The organism is Streptosporangium amethystogenes subsp. fukuiense, assembly GCF_042665875.1.
GTDB classification, from domain to species: Bacteria; Actinomycetota; Actinomycetes; order Streptosporangiales; family Streptosporangiaceae; genus Streptosporangium; species Streptosporangium fukuiense.
This window is the reverse complement of sequence record NZ_JBHTEE010000001.1, coordinates 3243765-3260295: the sequence shown is the minus strand read 5'-3', so window position 1 is coordinate 3260295 and position 16531 is coordinate 3243765. Positions and strand designations below refer to the sequence as shown.

General features: G+C 72.4%; 14 protein-coding genes. 4 read left to right on the top strand and 10 right to left on the bottom strand.

The window, feature by feature from the left end; translation table 11 throughout:
• Positions 1 to 133: 133 nt before the first annotated feature.
• The 6 genes from ACFQVD_RS14235 to ACFQVD_RS14210 all read right to left on the bottom strand — a co-directional run bounded on the left by ACFQVD_RS14235 (position 134) and on the right by ACFQVD_RS14210 (position 5053).
• Positions 134 to 880: a copper homeostasis protein CutC gene (locus ACFQVD_RS14235; RefSeq protein WP_343969045.1), complete on the bottom strand. Its 747-nt coding sequence runs from the start codon at positions 878 to 880 to the stop codon at positions 134 to 136.
• Positions 877 to 1827, bottom strand: coding sequence for an asparaginase (locus ACFQVD_RS14230; RefSeq protein WP_343969047.1), 951 nt, complete (start codon positions 1825 to 1827; stop codon positions 877 to 879). Before ACFQVD_RS14230 ends, ACFQVD_RS14235 begins: the two co-directional genes overlap by 4 nt.
• Complete coding sequence (locus ACFQVD_RS14225) at positions 1820 to 2647, bottom strand: amino acid ABC transporter permease (protein WP_343969049.1); 828 nt, start codon at positions 2645 to 2647, stop codon at positions 1820 to 1822. Before ACFQVD_RS14225 ends, ACFQVD_RS14230 begins: the two co-directional genes overlap by 8 nt.
• Before the next feature lie 94 nt (positions 2648 to 2741).
• A complete protein-coding gene (locus tag ACFQVD_RS14220; protein ID WP_343969051.1) occupies positions 2742 to 3386 on the bottom strand; it encodes an amino acid ABC transporter permease in 645 nt (214 codons plus the stop codon).
• The gene (locus ACFQVD_RS14215) at positions 3386 to 4303 is read right to left on the bottom strand and encodes a glutamate ABC transporter substrate-binding protein (protein ID WP_343969053.1); all 918 of its coding nucleotides are present in this window, start codon (positions 4301 to 4303) and stop codon (positions 3386 to 3388) included. The genes ACFQVD_RS14220 and ACFQVD_RS14215 overlap by 1 nt, the downstream gene beginning before the upstream one ends.
• Before the next feature lie 21 nt (positions 4304 to 4324).
• Positions 4325 to 5053 carry an amino acid ABC transporter ATP-binding protein gene (locus ACFQVD_RS14210; protein WP_343969055.1) on the bottom strand — a complete coding sequence of 243 codons (729 nt, stop codon included), beginning with the start codon at positions 5051 to 5053 and terminating at the stop codon, positions 4325 to 4327.
• A 105-nt stretch (positions 5054 to 5158) separates the two neighbouring features.
• On the opposite strand from ACFQVD_RS14210, the gene ACFQVD_RS14205 reads away from it, so the two are divergent.
• The 3 genes from ACFQVD_RS14205 to ACFQVD_RS14195 all read left to right on the top strand — a co-directional run bounded on the left by ACFQVD_RS14205 (position 5159) and on the right by ACFQVD_RS14195 (position 9661).
• The gene (locus ACFQVD_RS14205; RefSeq protein ID WP_343969057.1) at positions 5159 to 6301 is read left to right on the top strand and encodes an ROK family transcriptional regulator; all 1143 of its coding nucleotides are present in this window, start codon (positions 5159 to 5161) and stop codon (positions 6299 to 6301) included.
• A 427-nt stretch (positions 6302 to 6728) separates the two neighbouring features.
• On the top strand, positions 6729 to 8426 hold the full coding sequence (locus tag ACFQVD_RS14200; RefSeq protein ID WP_343969059.1) for a class I adenylate-forming enzyme family protein: 1698 nt from the start codon (positions 6729 to 6731) through the stop codon (positions 8424 to 8426).
• Positions 8426 to 9661: an acetyl-CoA acetyltransferase gene (locus ACFQVD_RS14195; RefSeq protein WP_343969061.1), complete on the top strand. Its 1236-nt coding sequence runs from the start codon at positions 8426 to 8428 to the stop codon at positions 9659 to 9661. The genes ACFQVD_RS14200 and ACFQVD_RS14195 overlap by 1 nt, the downstream gene beginning before the upstream one ends.
• A gap of 114 nt (positions 9662 to 9775) precedes the next feature.
• On the opposite strand, the gene ACFQVD_RS14190 is transcribed toward ACFQVD_RS14195, so the two are convergent.
• Genes ACFQVD_RS14190 through ACFQVD_RS14180 form a run of 3 tightly spaced genes read right to left on the bottom strand, consistent with a single transcriptional unit; the run spans position 9776 to position 13466 of the window.
• Positions 9776 to 10786: an LLM class F420-dependent oxidoreductase gene (locus ACFQVD_RS14190; RefSeq protein WP_386271271.1), complete on the bottom strand. Its 1011-nt coding sequence runs from the start codon at positions 10784 to 10786 to the stop codon at positions 9776 to 9778.
• Positions 10783 to 11988 carry an acetyl-CoA C-acyltransferase gene (locus ACFQVD_RS14185; RefSeq protein WP_343978774.1) on the bottom strand — a complete coding sequence of 402 codons (1206 nt, stop codon included), beginning with the start codon at positions 11986 to 11988 and terminating at the stop codon, positions 10783 to 10785. Before ACFQVD_RS14185 ends, ACFQVD_RS14190 begins: the two co-directional genes overlap by 4 nt.
• The gene (locus ACFQVD_RS14180) at positions 11985 to 13466 is read right to left on the bottom strand and encodes a carotenoid oxygenase family protein (RefSeq protein ID WP_343978776.1); all 1482 of its coding nucleotides are present in this window, start codon (positions 13464 to 13466) and stop codon (positions 11985 to 11987) included. Before ACFQVD_RS14180 ends, ACFQVD_RS14185 begins: the two co-directional genes overlap by 4 nt.
• Before the next feature lie 103 nt (positions 13467 to 13569).
• Here ACFQVD_RS14180 and ACFQVD_RS14175 point away from each other — a divergent pair, with 103 nt between their 5' ends.
• Positions 13570 to 14547 carry a winged helix-turn-helix transcriptional regulator gene (locus ACFQVD_RS14175; protein WP_343978779.1) on the top strand — a complete coding sequence of 326 codons (978 nt, stop codon included), beginning with the start codon at positions 13570 to 13572 and terminating at the stop codon, positions 14545 to 14547.
• A gap of 29 nt (positions 14548 to 14576) precedes the next feature.
• Here the strand turns inward: ACFQVD_RS14175 and paaN are convergent, their stop codons facing one another.
• Positions 14577 to 16265, bottom strand: a complete 1689-nt coding sequence (gene paaN, locus ACFQVD_RS14170; RefSeq protein WP_343978782.1) for a phenylacetic acid degradation protein PaaN — start codon at positions 16263 to 16265, stop codon at positions 14577 to 14579.
• Positions 16266 to 16531: the final 266 nt, after the last annotated feature.

Sequence of the window (16531 nt, the reverse complement as noted above, 5' to 3'; positions counted from 1 at the left end):
ACGTTCATCGAAATGCTTCGGAGTTTCCGGACGGACTCTTCGTAGCGGCGATGCGGACCTGCCCCAGGTCCGATCCGCTCATGGGGCCGCCCGGCCGATTCGCCCCGGCGGTGAGGAACTCCGGTTCCGGGGGTCAGGCACCCGAGGCGGCGATCACCTCGGAGACCAGGCGCGAGGAGGTGACCAGGCGGCTGTACTCGGGCTGGCGCAGCTCCCCGCCCATGAACGGGTGGGGGTTGCGGTGGACGGCGGGGCTGGGCGCGTCGACCAGGGCGGCGAAGTGGATCTCGGTGGCTCCCGTCGCCTCGACCACGCGGTGCACGTTGCGGGGCGTGATGCCGCCGCCGGGCATGACGATCAGGTCGTCGCCCGCCCGCTCGACCAGGGACGCGATCAGCGGCGCGCCCTCCAGAGCGGTGACGTCCTGGCCGGAGGTGAGAATCCGGTCGATGCCCAGGGAAGCGAGGGTGTCCAGGGCGGCGAACGGGTCGGCGGTCATGTCGAAGGCCCGGTGGAAGGTGATCGAGAGGCCTCCGGCCGCACCGATGAGGCGCTTGGCCACCTCGACGTTCACTTCGCCCGACGGCGTCAGCGCCCCGATCACCACGCCCTGCGCGCCCGCGTCCCTGATCGCGGCCACGTCGCGCTCCATGGCCGCGACCTCGTGCTCGTCGTAGATGAAGTCGCCGCCCCGGGGGCGGATGATCACGTGGACCCGGATCGTCGAGACCGCCGCGAGGGTCGCCTCGACGGTGCCGAGGGTCGGGGTCAGGCCCCCTTCGAAGAGGGCCGAGCACAGCTCGACGCGGTGCGCCCCGGCCTGCTCGGCCGCGAGCGCGCCGGCGGTGCTGTCAATGCAGATTTCATAGCTAAGACTCATTTTTCCTCCAAAGCATGGATTTCACCGACTGGTAGGCCCCCGCCCAGCACCGGAACGCTCGCGAAGCCGGCCGCCGGCGCGACGTCCCCACCGGCCGCCCCGAGCGTGGCCAGCGCGATCGCGCTCGTGGCCCGCGGGCTCCCGTCGATGGCCTTCACGGCCGCCACGTGCCCGGTGGCGAGCGCGACGACGAGAACTCCCTCGGCCCCGCCCTTGGCCACCGCCCCCGGCAGCGCCCGCATCAGCGAGGTGTTCACATGCCCGGTCCCGCCGACGTACTCGGGGTGCTCGCGCATCGCGTCGGCGACCGCCCGCGGCGCGGTCCCCGGCTCGGCGACGACCAGAGCCCGTACGGCCCGGGCCAGTCCGGTCAGCGACAGCCCGAACAGCGGGGCGCCGCACCCGTCGACGGCGACGTGGGCCGCCTTCTCCCCGGACAGTTCCTCGGTCACGGCACGTACCCGCCGCTGTAAGGGGTGGTCGGTGTCGAGGTAGGAGGCGGTCTCCCAGCCGGACGCGACGGACGCGGCGAGCATCGCGGCGTGCTTGCCCGAGCAGTTCATCCGCTCGCGCGAGGCCGTCAGGCCCGCCCGGATCAGCGTGTGCCGGGTGGCCTCGTCCTCCGGCCAGTCCGCGGGACAGCCGAGGGCCTCGAAGCCGAGCCCGGCCCCGGCGAGCATCTCGGCGACCAGCCGTACGTGGAAGTCCTGGCCGGTGTGGCTGCCCGCGGCGATGGCCAGGCCGGGACCGCGCAGGTCCGCCCCGGACAGCAGGCAGGCCAGCGCCTGGAACGGCTTGGCCGAGGAGCGCGGCAGCACCGGCGCGCCGACCGCTCCCCTGGAGACGGCCACGGTGCCGTCGGGCGCGAGGGCGACGGCGCTGCCGAAGTGCACGCTCTCCACGAATCCGGAGCGCACCACCTCCGCGAGCGGGACGAGTTCAGGCACGGGCGGGTCTCTCTCTGAGTCGGCGGACCCCCGGGGTGTCACGGGCGTCGAGGGTACGGGCGAGCTTGGACAGCGAGGCGTTGACCACCAGGTAGATCAGCGCGACGACGATGTAGGTCTGGATGAGCAGGCCGTTGTAGGTCGCCAGGATCTTGCCGCTGTAGAGCAGTTCGGCATAGCTGACCACGAAGCCCAGCGAGGTGTCCTTCAGCAGGCCGACCGACTGGCTGACGATCGAGGGCAGCACCCGCCGGGCGGCCTGCGGCAGGATGATCAGGCGCATGGTCTGGCCCTGGGTGAGCCCGACCGCGAGCCCGGCCTCGCCCTGGCCGCGTTCCACGGACAGCACCCCGGCGCGGAAGATCTCCGCGAACGCCGCGGCGTTCGAGACCGCCAGCGGCACCACGAGCTTCCAGAACAGCGGCAGGTCCAGCCCGTAGCGGGGCAGCGCGAACAGCACGACGTAGACCAGCAGCAGCGCCGGGACGGTCCGCACGACCTCCACGTACGCCCCGGCGGACATGCGTACCCACCTGCGTCGCGACAGCCGCCCGAGGGCCAGCGCCAGTCCGGCGGCCATCGCCAGCGCGGCCGAGACGACGGCGGCGAGCGCGGTGGCCCACAGCCCGTTCAGCAGATAGCGCCACATCGGCCAGGTCGCGTACGGTGACCAGCGGTCGGCGTCGAGCTGGCCGCCTACGGCGAACTGGCGCACCGCCAGCGCCAGCAGGGCCAGCACCGCGACCGCCCCCACCGCGGTCGCGATCCGTATCCTGCGGCGGGCGCGCGGCCCCGGCTGGTCGAAGAGCAGGTTGCTCACCGGGCCACCGCCGGTTCGCCCGAGCCCGCGGCCTGAGCGGAGACCGGCCCGCCAGGGGCCCGGACACTCACCGCCCCGTCGGGAGAAGGCGCGCTCACCGGACCACCACCAGCCGTCGTTCGAGCCGTCCGGTGACGAACCCGGCGCAGGCGGCGATCAGCGCATAGGCCAGGCCTGCCCCGACGAAGATCGGGATGGGCTGCGCCTCCATGAGGTTCACCCGGTTGGCCGCGGCGGTCAGGTCGACCACGCCGACCGCGGCGGCGAGCGAGGTGTTCATCGTCAGCGCGATGAAGATGTTGCCGACCGGCTGGATCACCGTGCGCAGCGCCTGCGGCAGGACCACGTGGCGCAGGGACTGGCCGAAGGTCAGCCCGAGCGCGCGGGCCGCCTCGCCCTGCCCCGCGGAGACCGCGTTGACGCCGGAGCGCAGGGCCTCGGCGATGTAGGCGGCCTCGTAGAGCGCGATGACGATCATGGCCGTCACCAGCAGGTCGGCCTTGAGGCCGATCTCGGGCAGACCGAAGACGGCGAGCACCAGCAGCACCAGCAGCGGCAGGTTCTGGAAGGTCTCCACATAGGCCGTGCCGATCCCGCGCAGGACGCCGACCGGGCTGACCCGCATGGCGGTGATCACGAACCCCACGAGCGCGGCGCCGGCGAAGGACGCCGCGGTCAGCTGGAGGGTCACGACCAGCCCCTGCCAGAGTTCGGGCAGGTGATCCAGGAGGGCGGACATCAGGACCCCGGCACCGATCCGATCTGCGGCGGGGTGGGAGCCTCGCCCTGCACGACCGTGCCGAGAGACTGCTTCCAGGTCTTCTGCCAGAGGCCGTCGGCCTGGATCTTCTTCAGCCAGTCGTTGACGAACTTCTTGAACTGGTCGTCACCGTGCTTGAGGCCGATGCCGTACGGGTCGGTGGTGAACGGGCTGCCGACGACCTGGACCGAGGGGTCCTTCTGCGCGTTGGCGACCAGGAGCGTCTCATCCTGGACGTAGGCGTCGCCGCGTTCCTGCTTGAGGGCCTGCATACACTCGGGGTCGCTGCCGAACGTCACGATCTTGGCCTGCGGGGCGAGCTTCTTGATCGCCGGGATGGCCGGGGTGTTGGCTCCGGCGATGACGGTCTTGCCGTTCAGGTCCTCGGGCCTGGTGATGCCCGTGGTGCCCTTCCTGACCGCGAGGCTCAGTCCGGAGGAGTAGTACGGCCCGGCGAAGGAGACCTGCTCGGCCCGCTCCGGGGTGATCGTGTAGGTCTGGAAGACGACGTCCACGGTGCCGTTGCCGAGCAGCGCCTCGCGGGTCTCCGAGGCGGAGTTGACGATCTTCACCTTGGGCTCGCCGATGATGTACTTGGCGAGCGCCTTGCCCATGTCCGCGTCGAACCCCTCGACCTCGCCGGTCGTCGGGTTCTGCTGCGACAGCAGCGGCGCGTCGAGCGACCCGCCGACGATCAGCTCGCCGCGCTGCTTGATCTTCTCCATCGTGGAGCCGGGCAGGATGTCCGCGGCGGCCGCGACCGGCATCGAGGCGATCAGGTCGCCGCCCTTGACCTCACCCGGTACGGCCGGGCTTCCCGAGTCCGTACCGGCGCAGGCCGAGAGGCCGAGCACGGACACAGCGGCGACAGCGGCCAGCCGCTTCATGGACACCATCGGGCCCACCATCCTTTTCGATCAGTGCGTGAGAACTTTGGCCAGGAAGTCCCTGGCCCTGTCTGTCCGAGGAGCCTCGAAGAAGGCGCCGGGCTCGCCCGTCTCGACGATCTGGCCGGCGTCCATGAAGACCACGCGGTCGGCGGCCCTGCGGGCGAAGCCCATCTCGTGGGTGACGACGACCATGGTCATGCCGTCGGCGGCGAGACGGACCATCACGTCCAGCACCTCACCGACCATCTCCGGGTCGAGTGCGGAGGTGGGCTCGTCGAAGAGCATCACCTTGGGCCGCATGGCCAGCGCGCGGGCGATGGCGGCCCGCTGCTGCTGCCCACCGGACAGTTGTGCGGGCAGCTTTCCCGCCTGCTCGGCGATGCCGACGCGCGCCAGCAGCTCCCGCGCCGACGCCTCGGCCTCGGCGCGGGATTCGCCCCGGACCTTCATCGGCGCGAGCACGATGTTCTCCAGCACGGTCTTGTGCTGGAAGAGGTTGAACGACTGGAACACCATGCCGACGTCGGCCCGGAGCCTGGCCAGTTCCCGGCCCTCCACGGGGGCGGGTACGCCGTCGACGAGGATGTCTCCGGACCCGGCGGGCTCCAGCCTGTTGAGGCAGCGGCACAGCGTGGACTTGCCCGACCCCGAGGGGCCGACCACCACGACGACCTCGCCCCGCGCCACATCAAGGTCGATGTCGCGCAGCACGTGATGTTCACCGAACCACTTGTTCAACCCTTTGACCTGAATCATTGCCATCTTCCTTCGAAATCGAAGACAAAGCGGAAGGTAATAGATGATTCTTGTGGAAGTCAACACGTTGCCGTAGTAAGTACAGACGTGGTATTCCTCTAGTCCATGTCAGGCAAAGAGCGGCTGCCGGTGCGGGGAGCGCAGGGCGATCTTCTGCGTCTCGTCGCCACCGGCCATGCCGAGTCGCGCGCCCAGCTGGCCCGCATCTCCGGCCTGGCGGCGTCGAGCGTCTCCCTGCGGGTCGAGGAGTTGATCGACGCCGGGCTTCTCGTCGAGGAGGGCTCGGGCACCTCCAGGGGTGGGCGCCGGCCCCGGCGGCTGCGGGTCAGCCCGACCGCCGGCCTGCTCGCGGTGGCCGACCTCGGGGCGCACCACGCCCGCCTCGGCCTGCTCGACCTCAGCGGCGCCCCCCTCGTCGTCGAGGAGCGCGCCTGCGACATAGCGCTCGGCCCCGAGGCGACCCTCGACTGGATGGCCGCCTCGTTCGACGAGCTACTGCTGACCCACGGCCCGCCCGGCGTCCCGCTGCGCGGCGTCGGCACCGGCATGCCCGGCCCCGTCGATCCCGCCAGTGGTCGGGTGGTGTCCCCCTCGCGCATGCCCGGCTGGCACAACTTCCCCGTCGCCGAGCATCTCGGCGCGCACTATGACCTGCCGGTGCTCGTCGAGAACGACGCCAACCTGCTGGCCGTCGGCGAGGCCCGCTCGTGGCCCGGGTGCGACAACCTCATGGTGCTGAAGGCCGGCAGCGGCATAGGGTGCGGCGTGATCGTCGACGGCCGCCTGCACCGGGGCAGGGGGGCGGCCGGCGACATCAGCCACGTCCGGGTCAGGGCCGACTCCTCCACCATGTGCTCGTGCGGCCACTCCGACTGCCTGGAGGCCTACGCGAGCGGTGCCGCGCTCATGGGCGCTCTGTCCGAGTTCGGCATCGCGACGCGACGCCCGGGCGACGTCGTCGCCCTGGTCGAGGACGGCGTGCCCGAGGCCACCGCCCTGGTCAGGAACGCGGGCCGCCTCATCGGCGAGGTGCTCACCGTCCTGGTCAACTTCCTCAATCCCGACGCCATCGTCGTCGGCGGCAGCCTATCCACCGCCGAGCCGCTGATCTCCTCCATCCGCGCCGCCGTCTACGAGCGCTGCCTCCCGCTGGCCACCCGCGACCTGGAGATCGCCGTCACCCGCGGCGGCCCCGATACCGCCCTCCTCGGCGCGGGCTCCCTCCTGCTGGACGCCGTCCTCGGTTGAGGGGCGGTACCGGCGAGGTGCGGCAGACGTACGACCGGCCCTCTCGGCCGGGTCCGCGAACTCGGCTCCAGCCCTCGAACGCATCTCGCCGTGCCGTGCCGGCTCCAGGCGAACCGATCCGCGTTCGCGCGGATGAGCGTGGCGGGCAGGTGATCGGCGAGCACGGCGGGACCGTGCGCGTAGCGGCCGCCTCCCGGCGCGGTCGGCCCGTCACTCGTGTCCGAGGAGGGGCCTCGGCGACCGGCCCGGTGAACGCCCTGCCCGAAGGCTTCGGCACGCTCACCTCGGGGACCGGCCACCTCGGGTGAACCGGGCGCTCCGAAAGGTCAACCGGGCGCTCCGAAAGAAGCCGGTGCTATTGACCCCTGACTTCTCTTTTCATAGTGTCTGTCGTCACATCATCAGTTCCATGCCAAGAGGAGACCCGATGACCCCTCGAAGGCTCCATCCGCCGAGCCGTGTCGACCACTACACGCGGTCCGGGCTCTGGACCGACGACACCGTCGACGCGCTGCTGCGTGGTCAGGTGGCGGCGCGTCCGGACGCGCTCGCCGTCGTCGACGCGCCCAACAAAGCCGAGCTGACCGGTGGGAGACCACGCAGGCTCACCTGGCGCGAGCTCGACGCCGAGGTCGACCGGGTGGCGGCGGTGTTGCTGGAGCGGGGCCTTCGCCACGGCGATGTGCTGGCCGTCCAGATACCCAACACGGTCGAGTTGTGCGTCACCTTCTTCGCGGCCTTCCGGATCGGCGTCGTCGTCACGCCCTTCCCCGTCCAGTACCGCGAGTACGAGCTGTCCCAGCTGCTGCGGCTGGCCGGCGCCCGCGCCTTCGTCACCGCCACCCGCGTCGGCGACAGACCCAACGCCGAGATCGTCCGCGACATGGCCGCCGACCTCGACGGGCTGCACACGGTGGCCGCCTGGGGCGACGGCGTCGCCGACGGCCTGGTCCCGCTGGAGGAGGCGCGCGGCGACGCGGACGCGCTGGCGGCGTACCTCGCGGAGCTGACCGTCGACCCTGGCGAATGCCTGACGATCTGCTGGACCTCCGGTACCGAGGCCACCCCGAAGGGGGTGCCTCGCTGCCACCACGACTGGCTGGCCACCGCCCGGGTCTGCGCCGCCGCGCCGAAGCTCACCGACGACGACATCGTGCTCAACCCCTTCCCGATGGTGAACATGGCGGGCATCGCCGGGGTCCTCCTGCCCTGGCTGATCTCCGGTTGCACCCTGGTGCAGCACCAGCCGTTCGACCTGCCGGTCTTCCTCGGCCAGATCGCCGCGGAGAAGGTCACCTACACCCTGGTGCCGCCGGCGCTGCTGACCATGCTGCTGCAGCGCAAGGAGGTGCTGGCGGCCACCGACATCTCGTCGCTGACCCGCGTCGGCTCCGGCTCCGCGCCGCTCCCGCCGTCGATGGTGCAGGGCTGGCAGGAGCAGTACGGCATCGCCGTCATCAACTTCTTCGGCTCCAACGAGGGCGTCGCGATGCTGTCGGACCCGGTGTCGATCCCCGACCCGGTCGAGCGCGCCCGCTTCTTCCCGCGCCCCGGGCTGCCCGGCGTGGACTACCCCAGCCCGGTGCTCGCCGGGACCCGGACCCGGCTGGTCGACGTCGCCACCAGGGAGGAGATCACCGAGCTCGGCCGGCCCGGGGAACTGCTGATGCGCGGTCCGACGGTGTTCTCCGCCTACCTGGCCGGCACGGCCACCCGCGAGTCGGTCGACGAGGACGGCTGGCTGCACACCGGTGACGTGTTCGAACTGGCCGGGGACGCCGGGCAGTACCTGCGCTACGTGGACCGTGCCAAGGACGTGATCATCCGGGGCGGCATGAACATCGCGCCGGCCGAGATCGAGTCGCTGCTGGCCGGGCACCCCAAGGTGGCCGACGTCGCCTGTGTGGGCTACCCCGACGCGGTGCTCGGCGAGAAGGCCTGCGTGTTCGTCGTCCCCCGTCCGGGCAAGCAGGTCACCCTGGAGGAACTGGTGGACTACCTCAAGGAGCGCCGCATCGCCTCCTACAAGCTGCCCGAGCGGCTGGAGGTGGCCGAATCGCTGCCCCGCAACCCGGTCGGTAAGTTGCTCAAGCGCGACCTGCGCTCGGTCTGGGAGACGGCCTGATGACCGTCCACGTGCTCGGCGGACACCAGACCGACTTCGCCCGCAACTGGACGAAGGAGGGGCTCGGCGTCTACGACCTGCTGCGGGAGAGCGCGCTCGGCGCGCTGGCGGACACCGGGATCGACCCGGCGGAGGTCGAGGTGGCGCACGTCGGCAACCTCGCGGCCGAACTGTTCTGCGGTCAGGCGCAGCTCGGCGGCATGGTCGCCGCCATCGACCCGGCCTGGGCGATGCTGCCCACCTCCCGGCACGAGGCCGCGTGCGCCTCGGGCAGCGTGGCGGCCCTGGCCGCGATGGCCGACATCGAGGCGGGGCGCTACGACCTGGCCCTGGTGACCGGCGTGGAGCTGATGCGCGGTGTCGGCGCCCAGGAGGCGGCCCAGCACCTGGGCTCGGCCGCCTGGGTCGGGCGTGAGGCGGTCGGCGCCGCCTTCCCCTGGCCCAGCCTGTTCGCCGAGCTCGCCGACGTGGTCGCCGAACGGGACGGCCTCGACGACGAGCGCCTCGGCGCGAACCTCGCCCGCATCGCCGAGATCAACCACGGCAACGGCCTGCGCAACCCGCTGGCCCAGACCCGCGGCTGGTCCTTCCCCGACGGGTGCTTCGGCCCGGACGACGTGCTCAACCCCCCGGTGGAGGGCCGGCTGCGCAAGTACGACTGCGGCCGCATCACCGACGGCGCGGCGAGCGTGCTGCTCGCCTCGCCCCGGTACGCCAAGGAGTACGCGCGCCGCCATGGCCGGTCGGCGGACGACCTGCCGAAGATCACCGGTTGGGGGCACCGCAGCGCGCCCATGCTGCTGGCCGACAAGCTCGCACTCGCCGAAGGGCGGCCCTACCTCTTCCCGCACCTGCGGCAGGCGGCCCTCGACGCCTACCGGCGCGCGGGCGTCGCCGGCCCGGACGACCTCGACGTGATCGAGACGCACGACTGCTTCACGATCACCGAGTACGCGGCGCTGGACCATCTCGGGCTGACCCCGCCGGGCCAGGCACACCGGGCGATCGAGGAGGGCGTGATCGAGCGCGACGGGCCGCTGCCGGTCAACCCCTCCGGCGGGCTCATCGGCCTCGGACACCCCGTCGGCGCGACGGGCGCCCGCATGCTCCTGGACGCCGCCCACCAGGTCACCGGAGAGGCGGGGGAGTGCCAGGTGGAGGGGGCGCGCACCGCTCTCACCCTCAACATCGGCGGAAGCTGCACCACCGTCGCGATCTTCGTCGTCTCCCGCTGAGCCGCTGGGGCGCGGGCCGGCGGAACCCGGTACGGACCGGGCCCTCGCCGGAGGCGACCCGTGGGTCGCCTCCGGCGAGGGCCCGGTGTCTCACCGCTTCGCCGGCCGAGCGGATCAGCCTTCGGCCACCGGTGGCCGAAGGACCGCGAGGGTCTTCTCCCCGCCTGGATCGGCCTCGACACAGGCCGGCACCAGGGCCACCTCGTCCACGCCGGCGCGGCCGTAATCGGCGAGCCGGTCACGGACCGTCGCCTCGTCGCCCACCAGACCGACCGACTGGATCAGCTCGACGGGGACGGCGGCCAGCAGCTCCCTCGGGTGCGGCCTGGTGCGGGCGAACTCGACGACGTCGCCGAACCCGGCCTCGGTGAACATCTCGCCGTAGCCGGGGGCGGCCAGGTAGCCGACCACGGCGCGGCGCAGCTGCTCGACCGCGGCCTCGGTGGGGTTCACCGCGGCGCAGACCCAGGCGGCCACCCGGGGGGTCTCGCGCCCGGCCACGGCGGCGGCGTCACGCAGCCGCCGGACCAGGGCCGCCGCCGAGGCCGGGGTGATCAGGTTCAGCACCATCCGGTCGGCGAGGGCGGCGGCGACGCCGACGGCCGCCGGGCCGAACGCCGCCACGGTCAGCTCCGAGCGGGGGGCGTCCAGCCGCAGGTGGTAGCCGCGGGCATGGACGGTCTCCCCGTCGAAGGAGGGCTTGCGCCCGTCGAGCAGCTCCCGCAGCACCGTGGCCGACTCCCGCAGCCTGGTCGCCGGGCGGCTCCGGTCGCGGCCGTGCCATTCGGCCACGACCAGGGGGCTGGAGGTGCCGACCGCGACGCCGACCCGGCGCCCGGTCAGGTCGGCGACCGACGCCACGCCGCGGGCGATCGTCATCGGGTCTCGTACGGCCACCGCCAGCGGGCCCACGGTCAGCCCGATCCGCTCGGTCCGCAGGCCGATCGCCGAGGCGAGCGCGAAGGCGTCGTAGGTGGCCATCTCGCCCACCCACAGCTCCTCGTAGCCGAGCCGGTCGGCGGCGCGGGCGGTCAGCAGGGCCTCGCCGGGCGGCCGGTCCTGCCAGAACCCCAGTGACACCGCCGGCCGGGGGGTCCGCGGGAGCACGTCGCTTGATCGGGTCATGGCACGCGCTCCAGCACGGTGGCGCTCCCGGTTCCGGCGGCGCCGCTGACCGCGATCACGCCGTAGCGCCCACCGGTCCGCTCCAGCTCGTCCACGCAGGACGCCAGCAGGATCGGGCCGGTGGCGCCGAAGGCGTGCCCCATCGCGATCGTCCCCCCGTTGAGGTTGAGCTGCTCGTCGGTGACACCGAGGTCCCGCTGGAACTTCAGGCAGGTCGCCGCGAACGCCTCGGCGATCTCGAACACGTCGACGTCGCCGGGCGCCAGCCCCGCGCGCTTCAGGGCCTTCTCCGCGGCGGCCTGCCCGGCGGTGAGCATGATGACCGGGTCCACCGCGGCCGTGGCGGCGGCGACCACCCTGGCCCTCGGGCGGAGTCCGGACGCCGCCGCCGCGGCGGCGTCACCGAGCACGGCGATCCCGGCGCCGTCCGCGAGCGCGGGTGAGGACCCGGCGGTGTGCAGGTGCCGGATCTCGCCGACCTCGGGGCGCCTGCGCCGGACGAGGTCGTCCTGTCCCTTGGCGCCGAGCGCGGCGAAGGCGGGCTCCAGCGCGGCGAGGCTCTCGGCGGTGGTGCCCGGCCGGACGGTCTCGTCATGGTCGAGCACGACCTGGTCGCCGTGCCGTACGGGCAGCAGCGAGCCGGCGAACCTGCCCTGCTCCCAGGCGGCGGCGGCGCGGCGCTGGCTGCGCAGCGCGTAACCGTCGAGCTGCTCGCGCTCCAGCCCTTCGAGGGTGGCGATGAGGTCGGCGGCGATGCCCATCTGCACCGAGCCGACCCGCTCCACGACCTCCCGGTCGGACCAGATCGGCGCCTGGTCGGCGAACATCGGCACCCGGGACACCGACTCCACGCCGCCGGCGGCGATCAGACCCGCCGAGCCGAAGGCGATGTGCGCGGCGGCGGTGTTGATCGCGTCGACGCCGGAGGCGCAGAACCGGTTGAGGGTCATCCCGGAGGCGGACTCGCCCCAGCCGGCCAGCACGGCCGCGGTGCGGGCCAGGTCGCCGCCCTGCTCCCCGGTCTGGGTGGCCGATCCGACGATCAGGTCCTCGACCAGGCCGGGCAGCGCCGCGGCCCGGTCGCCGACGCCCGCCAGCAGCCGGGTCAGCAGCTCCAGCGGGGTGATCCCGGAAAGGCCGCCGCCCGGACGTCCCTTCCCGCGCGGGGTGCGCAGGGTGGCGAGCACGTAGACGTCGGTCATCGGGCGCCTCCCGCGGCGCGCAGCTGGTCGGCGCGGACCCAGGTGGCGTGGAACCCGATGGGAACGCGCCGGGGCAGCAGCACCCTGCCGACCGGCCCTGCCGTGACGTCGGCGGCGTCGAAGATCGCGACCTCGGCGCGCCCTGCTCGCTCGTCGTTGACGAAGCTGACCAGGTAGCCGTCGGTCTCGCCGGTGGAGCCGTCACGGGGGGCGAACGGTGCCTCCGAGCCCCACCGTCCGGGCCCGAACCTGTGCTCCTGCTTCTCACCGGTCGCCGAGTCGAACCGGACGAGCCCGTCGAACAGCAGGGTCTCCGCGGTGGCGAGGTGCATGTTGTAGGAGTAGCGGTGCGGCCGGCCCATGACGCGCGAGTCGACGCTGGGGAATTCAATGTTGTCGTCGTCCAGCGGGCCCTCGGACGTCCGCCCGGTGCGCAGGTTGAACCGGTAGCGGTAGATGTGCGCGTTGAGCCGCAGGTAGGCCAGCATCTGGGCGATCTTCGAGGTGTAGGTCGCCTGGTGCTGCGGGTTCTTCACCCGGCAGACGTCGAGGACGATCTCGTCGCCGTCCTCCCAGGAGTTGATGACGTGGTAGATGTAGCAGGGCTGGGCGTCGAACCATCGGATCGTGTCGCCGGCGCCGTACCGGGGGAGCACGCCGAACCTGGCGGGCAGCGAGCGCTCGAAGGAGATGCGGTACTTCCCGGCGGCGCGGGCCCGCTGGTCCTGGATCAGCGGCAGGTCCATCAGGATCGTGTGGTTCGGGGTGATGGCCATGTCGTGCGGCAGCCGGGGCCCCGGCAGGTCGATGTCGGTCACGTGGGTGACCGCGCCCTCCGGGCCGACGATGCCGTAGCGCATGTACGGCGGGCCGTCCGGGCCGTAGTCGAACCACAGCAGCTCACCGGTGGCCTCGTCGACCTTGGGGTGGGCCATCATGTCGCCGTTCAGGGTGCCGAGGAAGTTCTCCGCGCCCAGGGTCTCCAGCGACAGCGGGTCGATCGCGTAGGGGGTCCCGCACAGGTACCAGGTGGCCAGCACCTTTCCCCGGTGGTAGGTCACGTCGGTGTTGGCGGAGTCCTTGATGCCCAGGCCGTGCCCGTTGCCGAACGGGTTGCCCTTCGGATTCTCCATCACGCCGGTCCACAGCGCCTCGCCGGCCGCGGACTCCTGGTGGTAGGCGGCGGTGCGTACGTAGCGGTTGCGGTAGCGCGCCCGGCCGTTCTCGAAGTGCATCGCGTGGATCATGCCGTCGCCGTCGAACATGTGGTAGCGGCCGGGCGCCTCGAAGCGGCGGTTGGGCCCGTTGCGCAGGAAGACCCCGTTGAGGTCCGCGGGGATCTCGCCGACCACCTCCAGGTCCTCGGCGGTCAGTTCGTCCTGAACGGCGGCGAACACTCCCATCAGGTACGGGTTCGGCTCGTCGCCGTTCTCGGCGACCGCCCGGGCCACGGCGATCGGCTGCGGCTGCTGTGTCATCTCGACGCCCCTTTCGTGCGACGACCAAACACTTCTATAAGAGAAGTCAGAGGCCAAAGTAGCATGACCGTCTGACGACGGAAAGCACGGAAAGGCGGAACGGGTGGCGGAAGACCGACGGCCCAGCGCGATCGGGCAGGCGTTGCTGGCGATCAGCGACCAGTGGACGCTGCTGATCCTGCAGCGGGCCTTCCTGATGCGCACCCGCCGGTTCGCGGACTGGCGTGACGAGCTGGGCATGTCGGAGTCGGTACTGGCCAACCGGCTCAAGGAGCTCGTCGCCGGGGACCTGCTGCGCCCGGCCCCCTACCGCGAGCAGGGCCGCACCCGCACCGAGTACCTGCTGACCGAGCGCGCGCTGGAACTGTGGCCGCTGCTGGTGGAGATCTGGTCCTGGGAGCGCAGCTGGGTGCCCCGGCGCCGCGGGCTGCCGGAGCTGATCCACGACGCCTGCGGCAGGCACACCGACGTCGAACTCGGTTGCGCGGCCTGTGACCGGGCCCCGGTCACCGCCCGCGACACCGAGACCCTGCGGGGCTCGGCCACCTTCGCCCAGGTGGCGGTGCCGCGCCACCACCGCAGGACGGTCCGCGACGACGTCGAGCGCGACCCGCTGTCGTACTTCCCGGAGACGTTCGAGCTGCTCGGCGACCGATGGAGCACCGTGATGCTCGCGGCCACCTTCCTCGGGGTGCGCCGGTTCGCCGACTTCCAGTCCGAGCTCGGCATGGCCCCGTCCGTGCTGTCCGACCGGCTGCGGCGGTTCACCGAGCTCGGGGTGCTCAGCGCCGGGGAGGGCGACGGCGGGCGTCCCCGCTACCTGCTGACCGACAAGGGCCTGGCCTTCTTCGGGGTGTTCGCCTTCATCGTCGACTGGGCCCAGCGGTGGTACGCCGGCCCGCCGGGCACCGACCTGCTGATCACCCACCGCGCCTGCGGCCGGCCCTTCCGGCCGTACCTGCGCTGCCTGTCGTGCGGCACTCCGCTGAACCGTACCGAGGTGCGCTTCGCGCTCGGCGACGGGCAGGCCGCGACGACCGCCGCCTCCCACCCCCTGGCGAGTGGCGACGGCCGCCCCTGACGCGTCGACGACCGGCGGCTCGCTGCCCGCTAGTGACCGGTGACGGCCGGCCGTCGCGACTGGGTGACGCGGAACCGTCCGGTGACGAAGGAGTCGTCGGTGAGCGAGGCGTTGCCTGCCGGATTGAGACCGGTGACGTGGTAGTCGCTGTAGGCGGCGGAGAAGTTCAGCGGCATCGGTCCGGTGAGGTTGCAGGTCACCGCGGCGCCGGCGGTCGCGTAGCCGGCCTCCACCCGGTCCAGGTACGCCTCGTCCGTGGCGTAGGCGAACGCGGTGATCGCCCCCCGTTCCCGCGCGTCCCGGGTGGCCCGCTCCAGCGCCTGGTCGGCGTCGTCACAGTCGATCACGAACGCGACCGGTCCGAACCGCTCCTCCCCGTACAGGTCGTGGTCGGCGATGTCCACCTGCGCCAGCAGCGGTCCGCTGGTGCGCGCCTTCGGGTGGTCGGGATGCCGGTAGGGGCGCGGCTCGAGGACGATTCGGCCGCGCGCGGCCGCCCGGTCGTGCACCTCCTCCAGCAGCCGCAGGGTGTTCGGCGACTGGACGGTGGCGAGCACCGCGGCGGCCCGCCGGGGCACCGTGCTGATGGCCTGTACGGCCTCGGCGAGCCCGGCCGCGAAGTCCGCGGCACTCACCGTGCCTCCGGCGGTGGGCACGCCGCCGCGCGGCACGTAGATGTTCTGCGGGCTGGTGCACATCTGCGCGGAGAACAGGCACAGCGAGCCGGCCAGCGCGCGCAGCACCGGCTGCAGCTCCCCGACCGAGTGCACCAGCACCGAGTTCGCCCCCGAGGTCTCGGTGTAGGCGACGGCGGGGAAGGCGTTGGCCTCCACCCAGGAGCCGAAGGCGGCCGAGCCGGTGAAGTCCACGATCCGGGTCGCCGGATGCCGCACCAGGAGCTTGGTGACCGGCTCGGCCGCCGTGTCCACGGCCAGCCCCACCAGCTCGGGGGAGAAACCCGCCTCGGCGAGGACCTCACGGCAGACGCGCACCGCCAGCGCCATCTGCAGCACCGAGCCGGGATGCGGTTTGACGATCACCGGGTTTCCGGTGACCAGGCTCGCGAACAGCGCGGGGTAGACGTTCCAGGCGGGGAAGCTCGCACAGGCGATCACCACGGCGACCCCCTTGGGCATCAGCCGGTACCGCTTCGTCATCTCCACGGTGGTGCTGCCGAACGCGCGCGACCACCGCGCCGTGCCGGGCACCCGGGACATCGCCGCGTACGCCTGCGCGATCGCCTCGATGCCGCGGTCGAGCGCGTTGGTCCCGCTGCCGGCGTAGCTCATCCCGAAGCTCTGCCCGGCGGTGTGCATCGCCGCGTGCGAGAACTCGAAGGAGCGGAGGTAGATCCGCTCGCAGATCTCCAGGCACACCCCGGCCCTGGTCCGCTGGTCGGCCTCCCGCCAGCGCGGCCACGCCCGGGTGGCGGCGGCGAACAGCTCCTCGACGTCCGCCCGCGGGTAGCACACGCCCAGCGGCTCACCGGTGTAGGGGGAGACCTCGTCGGGCTGCGCCACCGGGGCGCCGGGCCCGCCGAGGTCGAAGGGGCGGCCCAGCAGCGCCTCGAACGCGGTCCTCCCCTCCGCCCGGGCCCGCTCCCCGCCGGGATGGTCGGCCGGCGACTCGCCGAACGCCGTCCAGCTCTCGCGGGAGCGGCACGCCTCGATCGCGCGGTCGAGGGTCGCCCGGTGCTTGTCGAACAGATCCGTTGTCATGTCGTCATTCCGTCCGGCTCGTGCGGGGGTCACCCCGGTCCCATCCATCTGGCTTCGTTTATAGTACTAATATTCCGCCGGCGAAACCCCGGAGGTGGTCGTGGTCATCGGCCTGCTCCCGCACCGGCCGGCCGCCCGATTCGGTGATCGGCCCGCACCGCCGAGCCCGGACGGGGCGTGCGGCTTTCCCCGAACGCCGAGAACCGTGACGACCTGGGCAAGGCGTTCGCCGGAGGCCGGCCGCGCACCGGGGACATCGGCCACCT

Bases quoted from the DNA above. Each gene is read 5' to 3' on its own strand.
- ACFQVD_RS14195 (WP_343969061.1), top strand. From the start codon at position 8,426: ATGACCGTCCACGTGCTCGGCGGACACCAGACCGACTTCGCCCGCAAC.
- paaN (WP_343978782.1), bottom strand. From the start codon at position 16,265: ATGACAACGGATCTGTTCGACAAGCACCGGGCGACCCTCGACCGCGCG.
- ACFQVD_RS14220 (WP_343969051.1), bottom strand. From the start codon at position 3,386: ATGTCCGCCCTCCTGGATCACCTGCCCGAACTCTGGCAGGGGCTGGTC.
- ACFQVD_RS14215 (WP_343969053.1), bottom strand. From the start codon at position 4,303: ATGGTGTCCATGAAGCGGCTGGCCGCTGTCGCCGCTGTGTCCGTGCTC.
- ACFQVD_RS14205 (WP_343969057.1), top strand. From the start codon at position 5,159: ATGTCAGGCAAAGAGCGGCTGCCGGTGCGGGGAGCGCAGGGCGATCTT.
- ACFQVD_RS14210 (WP_343969055.1), bottom strand. From the start codon at position 5,053: ATGATTCAGGTCAAAGGGTTGAACAAGTGGTTCGGTGAACATCACGTG.
- ACFQVD_RS14185 (WP_343978774.1), bottom strand. From the start codon at position 11,988: ATGACCGACGTCTACGTGCTCGCCACCCTGCGCACCCCGCGCGGGAAG.
- ACFQVD_RS14200 (WP_343969059.1), top strand. From the start codon at position 6,729: ATGACCCCTCGAAGGCTCCATCCGCCGAGCCGTGTCGACCACTACACG.
- ACFQVD_RS14235 (WP_343969045.1), bottom strand. From the start codon at position 880: ATGAGTCTTAGCTATGAAATCTGCATTGACAGCACCGCCGGCGCGCTC.
- ACFQVD_RS14180 (WP_343978776.1), bottom strand. From the start codon at position 13,466: ATGACACAGCAGCCGCAGCCGATCGCCGTGGCCCGGGCGGTCGCCGAG.
- ACFQVD_RS14190 (WP_386271271.1), bottom strand. From the start codon at position 10,786: ATGACCCGATCAAGCGACGTGCTCCCGCGGACCCCCCGGCCGGCGGTG.